Source organism: Psychroflexus salarius, from assembly GCF_900129035.1.
GTDB classification, from domain to species: domain Bacteria; phylum Bacteroidota; class Bacteroidia; order Flavobacteriales; family Flavobacteriaceae; genus Psychroflexus; species Psychroflexus salarius.
On record NZ_FQTW01000035.1, the window covers coordinates 1 to 1,975 of the forward strand.

2 protein-coding genes are annotated in these 1,975 nt (G+C 28.4%); both read left to right on the plus strand.

Going from position 1 to position 1,975, the window contains the following annotated elements; all coding sequences use genetic code 11:
* The first annotated feature begins 107 nt into the window (after positions 1 to 107).
* A complete protein-coding gene (locus BUB82_RS11590; protein WP_073193787.1) occupies positions 108 to 956 on the plus strand; it encodes an SH3 domain-containing protein in 849 nt (282 codons plus the stop codon).
* A gap of 444 nt (positions 957 to 1,400) precedes the next feature.
* Complete coding sequence (locus BUB82_RS11600) at positions 1,401 to 1,679, plus strand: hypothetical protein (protein WP_073193789.1); 279 nt, start codon at positions 1,401 to 1,403, stop codon at positions 1,677 to 1,679.
* Positions 1,680 to 1,975: the final 296 nt, after the last annotated feature.

The following is a 1,975-nucleotide window of genomic DNA, read 5'->3' on the forward strand; positions in this document are numbered from 1 at the left end:
TTTCTATTGGAAAATTCCAGTTAAAAGTGTATTTTCGTTTACCAGCGGAATAATTCTGCGAATGATTCCGCAACGACATCATAGCCAAGACCGTTGGCATTAATATTATGAAAAACGTAATTACCATTTTACTTTTGATTTTGACCAATTACAATTTTGGACAACAGATTCAGTATGTTAATGCTGATAATGGATTAATTGTAAGAGAAAAGCCAGAGATAGGTTCTGATAGAATTGGAAAATTGGAATACGGAACAAGAGTTTACATTATTAGAGAAACTGAATTAGATTTAACAATCAAAGACGGAAATAAAAATATTAGCGGAAAATGGGTTGAAATTCAAGAAATTAACGGCAGTCAAAAAGGCTATGTTTTTAATGGTTTTTTGACATCAAATCGATTGAGTAAAAGAATAGAAATCAAGTTTAAGGATTTTTCGCTAAAAATGGAATTAGAGGTTTGGGATAAAAATGAAACCTTATATAAAGTTCAGAAAGATACCGCAAAAGTTTACGTAAAACTTGGAGAAACACCAGAAGGAAAAAAAATAAAAATCAAACAATCGAAATTTAAAAAAATTGAGGTTTTCCAACGCCACGAAAATAGCATTACTATAATGAATGAAGGTCCACATTGCGACTTAACAGAATGGAAACATTATTATTCGGATTGGAAAAAATTGGATTTTGATTTGACTGAATATACATTTATATCGGATTCATATGAACGTGACGATTCGGAAAAATTTATAGACGTTAACATAAATGACTTAAAAAAAGCTGTCGAAAAAGAGTGTGGCGGATATTGGCCTGAACTTATAAAAGATATAAAAAGCGTTAATGAATATCCAAGTGCAGTTTCAATGAGTAGGATTTATTTAAAAATATTATTGACTGACGAAAATGATTCAGTTATTGAAAAAATTATCGAATTCGAAATTCCAATGGGATGCTAAAAATACTAATGCCAACAGCGCATATAGTTTATGGCAGAATTTGGGCTAATATCCAAAGTTTTTGTATTTTTAAAAATATAAAATTTAACCGATAAATTTGCGCATTTTTGCCCGCCACAAACCATATACGCAGAACGTTGGCATTCATTTTAAACAAAACCCAATATGAAATGAAAAGAATATTAAGAATCATATCTGTTTTCTCAATTTTAATTTTTCTAATTTTATTCATTGGAAGTAGAATTACTAAAATTGAAATATTTAACAATGTTGATTTAAGAAATATATTTGTATTGATATATTTAATCACAAGTCTATACTATTATAAAATTGACAGTAAGGAAAAAAATGCTGAAATTCAAAAATTAAAAACAAAACTAAAGAAGCAATAAAAGGAAAAGTGGAAAGATAAATATTCTTAAAACTATAATCGAATTGACTCTAATGAAAATTAATAAACTAAATAAGCAAACTATAAAATACGGTTTTTTAAATGGTAGTTTTTTTGCAATTGGAATGGCTTTATTTGATTATTTTGGACAGAATGATTTTAATATTTGGAAATTCATATTTAATCTCGTGTTTTTTGGATTATTTATGAGTTTAATTTTTAGACCAAACTCAAGAAATAAATTAAATAAAGAAAATAGTATAACGGTCAATAAAAAAACTGAGATGGAAAATCACACTGAAAATAAAAAACGAAATGCCAACAACGCATAACCGCAATTACGGCTGATTCGACTACAAGCCGAATCAACTCGTATTTGCTCACTTAGGTTTTGTATTTGAAAATCATTACTTTTATGTCCGTAATAACTGCGGTTATACAAAAACGTTACACACAAACACTCCGAAAAAACTCGGGTTGGATATATGAAAGTTAAGAATCTGAATTTGTCAAGCATTATCTGAAACGAATTGAAAAGCTGTTTTTAAAAGTCGAAATCTCCGCTTCTATCGAAAATTGGTTTTTAAATATGAATAAACGAAACAGAGTCCTAAAATATGACTTTTGA

Excerpts from the sequence above, each read along its gene's own strand:
- BUB82_RS11600 (WP_073193789.1), top strand. The coding sequence starts at position 1,401 with ATGAAAATTAATAAACTAAATAAGCAAACTATAAAATACGGTTTTTTA.
- BUB82_RS11590 (WP_073193787.1), top strand. The coding sequence starts at position 108 with ATGAAAAACGTAATTACCATTTTACTTTTGATTTTGACCAATTACAAT.